This window comes from Calothrix anomala FACHB-343 (genome assembly GCF_014696435.1).
Taxonomy (GTDB): Bacteria; Cyanobacteriota; Cyanobacteriia; order Cyanobacteriales; family Nostocaceae; genus Aulosira; species Aulosira anomala_A.
Genome location: NZ_JACJQG010000135.1, coordinates 1 through 6,511, shown reverse-complemented (window position 1 = coordinate 6,511; position 6,511 = coordinate 1). Strand labels below are relative to the sequence as shown.

Genomic DNA, 6,511 nt, shown 5'->3' with positions numbered 1-6,511 from the left:
TGGGATATGCTTTACTCATGTTGCTCTCTCGGTGCTGTCTACTATCTATTCACAGCGTATACCGAGAGAGCTTTTTTACAATCTGTCCGACTTTTCAAACATCCTCTTAGATTCATTAAAGCAGACGCAATCGCAGTTGATTCAATCTGAAAAAATGTCTGCACTTGGTCAATTGGTAGCGGGTGTTGCCCACGAAATTAATAATCCAGTAAATTTTATATATGCCAATCTTGCATATATAAGTAACTATACAACTGATTTACTTTCATTAGTAGAGATTTATCAAAAACGCTATGGTGACACAGATCCACAAATATTAGACCTGACTGAAGATATAGATTTAGATTATATTTATGATGATTTACCAAAAGTTATTAATTCTATGAAAGTGGGTGCGCAACGCATCCGTGAAATAGTCTTGAGTTTACGGAATTTTTCGCGACTTGACGAAGCCGATATGAAATTAGTAAATATTCATGAAGGCATTGACAGTACTTTGCTAATTTTGCAACATCGCTTGAAAAATAAGCCTAATGGTACAAGGATTAACATAATTAAAGAATATGGAAATTTACCCAAAATCGAGTGTTATGCGGGACAAATGAACCAAGTATTTATGAATATTTTGGTAAATGCTATTGATGCTTTAGAAAATCAAGAAACTAAAAACCAGCATGGTTTGATTAAAATTCATACTGAGATTATAGAAGATTGTAGAATTAGAATTAGTATTAAAGATAATGGCCCGGGAATTTGTGAGAGCGTTCAATCGCGCATATTTGACCCTTTTTTCACAACTAAGCCGGTGGGACAAGGTACAGGTTTAGGATTATCTGTGAGTTACAAAATTGTTGTAGATAAGCACAAGGGTAAGCTGCAATTTATTTCTGCACCGGGAAAAGGAACTGAGTTTAAAATCGAAATTCCTATGAATCAGAAATAGGGGCTAGGAGCTAGGGACTGTTTTCAAACTCTAAATTCGGCTTAATTGTAGGTTGGGTTGAGGAACGAAACCCAACATTTACGTTACTGCGTTGGGTTGCGTCTACTTTCTGCAACCTACTTTCGTAGTTTAAAAACACGCTCTAGGGGTTAGGGGTGGAATTTAAACGCAAAGGTGCGCAAAGGTAGGCGCAAAGGTACGCGGAGAATGAGATTTTGTACTAAGCGCGCCAGTGTAATAATTGACTTTTTACTGGGTTGATAAATGGACGGTCTTCGGCTAGAGAACGGGCGTATTCGCGCTTTAATTGGTAATACCATTGGGCTTGGACATCGGAATCTTTGATTAATCGCAGCACGGGATCGTATTTTAAACCAATTTGCTGCTTTTCTACTACTCTGCGGTCTTGGTCGAGAAATGCTCTGGTAAATAAACGTATCAAAGGCTTGGCAAATCCTGCCCAGGTGGGTGTCCAATAAAAGGCAAAGTTAACTTCGGTTTCGGTTTCGGAAATGGGTGTGATGGCTGTTAGGTTGCAGACTTGATGTTTGGTGGTGGTGGTATTTTCGATGCGTATTCCGGGGATGCGAAAGGAAATCTCCGTTTCTGGGATGCCGCCGCCGATGAACTTATAAGCTGAACCTGTATTGACGGGTAATTGGTGTTTACGCATGGTAAACCCATAGGGTGAGGGGTCAAATTGCTTAATTTCATCGTGCAATTGTCCCGAACGCCACCACCAAACGCGATGTACGTAAGGCGAATGGGCGGGATCGATTAAGCCTAAGACTGCATGATCGACAAAACAGGGGAAGCGCATCACCTCGACTAATTGGGGCGGGCGATCGCCAAAACCGGGAATCTCTGGTACTTCCATTTCTGGTGGTGGAGACTGAGATTTACCTGGTTCGGGCATATAAATCCAGATATTACCCTGCTTTTCCCGAATTTCGTAAGATTGCACGTTATAGCGATTTAAATCAACGTTTTGCCCTTCGGTTAAAGAAGGAATCACCGTACAACGTCCACCATAATCAAAACGCCAACCGTGATAACAGCATTCTACTTCCTGTCCATCAAATCGCCCGCAACTTAAGGGTATACCGCGATGGGGACAAATATCTCGGAGTGCAAATACCTTACCCGCTTGGGTACGACATAGTAAAACTGGTTCGCCTAAAAAAGTCCGCGCGATCGCTTTACCGGGTTTGAGGCGATCGCTTGGCAAAGCATAATACCAAACATTACGTAAGAAAAAGTTGTCATTTGTCATTTGTCATTTGTCATTTGTCATTTGTCATTTGTCAATCATTTCTTCCCCCTGCCCCCTGCTCCCTGCCCCCTGCCCCCTGCCCCCTGCCCCCTTCCTCTGCTCTAATCCACCTTCCCTATATTCTCTTGTTCTCGTTGTTTGCTATATTCGCGCAATTTTTGTAACAGTTCTTCTGGCGTTGGTTGGGGAGGAGATAAGGTGGCTGGTGGCTGTTGATTTTTATCGACAATTTTCACAGATGTGGGCACAGGATTAATAGTGACGGCTGGTGGTTTGATCGCAGGGGTGGGAAGTTTTGTGTCTGGTTGATTAATTGAGGCTTTGAGGGAATCTAATGTGACTGCTACTTGTGCAGTTTGTTCCATTTGTTGAGTAGAAGATACTAAACTACTCAAACCATTTACCAATTGGCGCAGGTTGCTGCGGAATTTGGGATCGCCTGTTAATTCGTCTAAATCTGAGGTGATTTTCTGGGTGTTTTCAAAGGTGAGTCTGGCGGAATCTAAAGTTTGTTGTAATAATAAGGCGTTTTTGGGATCGTTTAAAGTGTTAGTTGCATTACGTAAATTAGCTGATGCTTGAGCGGCGTTGGCTGAGAGTGTTTCTAAATTTTTGATGATTTCACCTTGGGCTAAACGATCTACTGCTGGGGATAAGGCTGTAAATGTAGTTCGTAATTGATTGCTGGTTTCGGTAAGATTATTTAAAGCCGCCACTAATGAAGACCGATTGGTTGTAACTAAGTTATCTAAGTTAGTTAATAATCTACTGGCTTGATTGGCGGTGAGACTAAATTGTTTAGCGGCTGAACCGAGTTCGTTAACTGTGCGGCTGGAAGATGCAGTTAATTGATTTGTCGCTCGTTGCACAGAATTGGCTGTACTCGAAAATGTGGTTAATTGTCCTTGGGCACTTCTGGATAAATTTTGCAAATCCCGACTCAGCGCTGTGAAACTTGTGGCGGCGGCGGTGGATGTTTCTAGTAATCTTTTGATATCGCGTTTAAATTCTGGGTCACCATATCTATTAGCTATATTCGTGCTACTGCGAATCAGTTCATCTACACTGATGCCAATTTGCCCTTTTAAGCGAGAACCATTACATATAATTAATTCGCGATCGCAATTTGTATCTAAGGGTTTAGCAGTTACGTCTGTAGTTGCGATCGCAGTGCGCGGTGTAATATCAATCATGCTTTCACTAATCAATCCGCTTTGATTGGCTTCTACTACCACATCTCTGGGAATGATTAAATTCGGTTGAAAGATTTCAATTTCTACTTCTATATTATTGGGCATGGGACGAATTGCGGAAATACTGCCCACCTTCACGCCCCGATAGCGGACTGTTGAACCTTTTTGCATTCCCCCAGCATTCGCAAATTCCACAATTGCTTTGTAGGAATTACGACTAGTACTAACGCGATTCAACCAAATAACGATTAGCCCAAAGACTCCCAAGCCTAGAAGGACAATTAGCCCTACAGAACCTTCTCTAACTGTACGCGATCGCATAATTCTCCTCCATCCATCTAGCCGACAACCTGTATTGGCCCTTGCACACTTCCACTCATGAATTGTCTAATCAATGGATGGTCTGTGCTATCTATTTCACTCACTGTACCCTGCCATTGGACTCTACCCTGATACAAAAATATAACTCTGTCTGCAGTACGACGAATTGTGCTGTCTTGATGAGTCACAATGGCATAAGTGCTGCAAACACCTTGCGCCTGTTGCAAATGGCGAATTAAATCTTCGATGACTGTGGAGGCGATGGGGTCGAGTCCAGCTGTAGGTTCATCATAAAGTAAGATTTCCGGCCCTTCTCTGTCGTTATCTGGGTTAGACATAATCGCCCGTGCAAAGCTGACACGTTTGCGCATCCCGCCAGATAATTCAGAAGGGTAGAGATCCCCAATTCCCGGTAAACCTACCATCTCTAGTTTGGTATGTACCAAATCGCGAATCCGCGATCGCGACATTTTGGAATTCTGATACAGTAAAAATCCTACATTTTCTTCTACTGTTAAGGAATCAAACAGCGCCGCTTGTTGAAACACCATCCCAATCCCCACAGTTTCATCCCCATCTTCAATCAAACCTTTACGCCGCACCCCTTGGACGTAAATTTCCCCCGCATCGGGAAGCAGTAATCCCGCTATTACACGTAAAATTGTCGATTTACCAGTCCCAGAAGGGCCGATAATTCCTAAAGCCTCGCCTCGATAAATAGTTAAATCTATATTATCTAAAACCTTATTACTACCAAAGGACTTAGACACGCCTTTTAATTCAATTAATGGTTCATTAGTCATTGGTCAATGGTCAATGGTCAATGGTTAATGGTTAATGGTCAATGGTCAATGGTCAATGGTCAATGGTTAATGTTCAATAGTTAATCGTTAATGTTTAAGGGTTAAGGGTTAATGTTCAATGGTTAAGGGTTAATGTTCAGTAAATTTTGCACTGTTGACTGTTGACTATTGACTATTGACTATTGACTATTGACTGTTGACACTTGACTTTTGACCCTTGACTCTTGACTATAGACTGTATGCAAGATAAAGATGTTGTCATAGTAATTGGTAGCGGTATTGGCGGATTGTGTGCTGCGGGATTATTGGCTTATTATGGCAAACGAGCGATCGTCTGCGAAAGTCATGTGATTCCCGGAGGTGCGGCTCACAGTTTTAGACGACAAGGTTTTGAATTTGATTCTGGCCCTTCTTTCTATTGTGGTTTAACAGATACCCAAAGCTTGAATCCGCTCAAACAAGTTTTGGATCTTCTTGGCGAATCCATTCAAGTTATACCTTACGATCCTTTAGGACAGTACCATTTTCCTGAAGCTACTATTGCTATTTATCGCGATCTACAGCGTTATTTGCAGGAAGTACAGCGCGTTACACCCCAAGGCGCGCAGGAACTCCAACGCTTTACAGAACGCTTGTTAGGGCTATATGCAGCTATGCGCGATATCCCTACTTTAGCTTTGCGCTCGGACTGGCGGGTAATATTTACATTACTTAAAAATTACTTACCTTCCTTAATCAAAATGCTGCCTTACTTACCACTGGTGCAAAGTTCTGTGGGTAAGGTGATGGATGCAACGGTTAAAGATGCTTGGGTACGCAGGCTGATTGATGTGGAATGCTTTCTACTCTCTGGTTTAAAGGCACATGGGACAATTACCCCAGAGGTAGCTTTTATGCTAGGCGAACGTTCCCGCGCGGGAGTTGAGTATCCGGTGGGGGGTAGTGCGGCAATTGTGCAAGCATTAGTTAGGGGTTTAAAACGCTGGGGGGGAGAGTTACGCTTAGGCTGTCATGTCGAGCAAATTTTGGTGGAATCGGGTAAAGTTGTGGGTATCAGGTTGGAAAAAGACGAAGTTATTCACGCGCCGATTGTCATTTCCAATGCGAGTATTTGGGATACCTACAATTATTTATTACGTCCCGAAGATTTACCAGCTAAATATCGTCAGGAAGCTTTAGAAACCCCAGCCGTTGACAGCTTTATGCATTTACATTTAGGTATCCGCGCTGATGGTTTGGAGAATTTAACCGGACATCATGTGGTAGTTCACGATTCGCAGCAAGATATTACCACCCCAGGAAATACTTGCATGATTTCTATTCCTAGCGTGTGGGATGGAAATTTAGCGCCAGTTGGACATCATGTAGTTCATGCTTACACCTTAGAACCTTATAGTGGGTGGATAAGAAATCAAGATTATGAAGCGAAGAAACGGGAGAAAGCGCAAATATTATATCGCGCTTTAGAGAAAGTTATCCCAGATATTCGTCAGCGTGTAGTAGTTGAATTAATTGGGACACCTTTAACTCATGCCCATTATTTAAGAAGATATCAGGGAAGCTATGGCCCCGCGATCGCAGCTGATAAAGGTATGTTTCCCAGCACCCACACACCTATACAAGGTTTGTACCGCGTTGGTGACAGTACCATCCCCGGAATTGGTGTCCCCGCAGTCGCCGCATCTGGGATTTTGTGCGCGAATACTTTAGTCTAGGGGCATGGGGCATGGGGCATGGGGCATGGGGCTAGACTTAATTGTAGGTTGGGTTGAACGAAGTGAAACCCAACAAACCCCTGAAAATGTTGGGTTTCGTTCCTCAACCCAACCTACGCAGCGTAAGGTTTTTGGCGCTAACTGAACTGTATTGTGCCATCTAGACCTCCGCAAGGGTACTCCCGCCACACCGAAGGTTGGCGGTGAGGGGAATTGCGGGACAATTGGAGGGGTTCGATACCCCTTCAATTGTCAGGATTATT

The 6,511-nt window shown here is 43.1% G+C and carries 5 protein-coding genes; 2 read left to right on the top strand and 3 right to left on the bottom strand.

What is annotated here, in order from left to right:
• Positions 1-154: 154 nt before the first annotated feature.
• On the top strand, positions 155-943 hold the full coding sequence (locus H6G08_RS36600; protein WP_313943822.1) for a sensor histidine kinase: 789 nt from the start codon (positions 155-157) through the stop codon (positions 941-943).
• 220 nt (positions 944-1,163) lie between these two features.
• Here the strand turns inward: H6G08_RS36600 and H6G08_RS36595 are convergent, their stop codons facing one another.
• The 3 genes from H6G08_RS36595 to H6G08_RS36585 form a co-directional block, all read right to left on the bottom strand.
• On the bottom strand, positions 1,164-2,216 hold the full coding sequence (locus H6G08_RS36595; RefSeq protein WP_190552175.1) for a Rieske 2Fe-2S domain-containing protein: 1,053 nt from the start codon (positions 2,214-2,216) through the stop codon (positions 1,164-1,166).
• A gap of 101 nt (positions 2,217-2,317) precedes the next feature.
• The gene (locus H6G08_RS36590) at positions 2,318-3,730 is read right to left on the bottom strand and encodes an MlaD family protein (RefSeq protein WP_190552173.1); all 1,413 of its coding nucleotides are present in this window, start codon (positions 3,728-3,730) and stop codon (positions 2,318-2,320) included.
• Positions 3,731-3,747: 17 nt separating this feature from the next.
• Complete coding sequence (locus tag H6G08_RS36585; protein WP_190552171.1) at positions 3,748-4,533, bottom strand: ABC transporter ATP-binding protein; 786 nt, start codon at positions 4,531-4,533, stop codon at positions 3,748-3,750.
• Positions 4,534-4,772: 239 nt separating this feature from the next.
• Between H6G08_RS36585 and H6G08_RS36580 the strand changes: the two genes are divergently transcribed.
• On the top strand, positions 4,773-6,248 hold the full coding sequence (locus H6G08_RS36580; RefSeq protein ID WP_190552179.1) for a phytoene desaturase family protein: 1,476 nt from the start codon (positions 4,773-4,775) through the stop codon (positions 6,246-6,248).
• Positions 6,249-6,511 lie beyond the last annotated feature (263 nt).

Coding starts and splice junctions, on each gene's coding strand:
- H6G08_RS36580 (WP_190552179.1), top strand. CDS start 4,773: ATGCAAGATAAAGATGTTGTCATAGTAATTGGTAGCGGTATTGGCGGA.
- H6G08_RS36595 (WP_190552175.1), bottom strand. CDS start 2,216: ATGACAAATGACAACTTTTTCTTACGTAATGTTTGGTATTATGCTTTG.
- H6G08_RS36585 (WP_190552171.1), bottom strand. CDS start 4,533: ATGACTAATGAACCATTAATTGAATTAAAAGGCGTGTCTAAGTCCTTT.
- H6G08_RS36590 (WP_190552173.1), bottom strand. CDS start 3,730: ATGCGATCGCGTACAGTTAGAGAAGGTTCTGTAGGGCTAATTGTCCTT.
- H6G08_RS36600 (WP_313943822.1), top strand. CDS start 155: ATGTCTGCACTTGGTCAATTGGTAGCGGGTGTTGCCCACGAAATTAAT.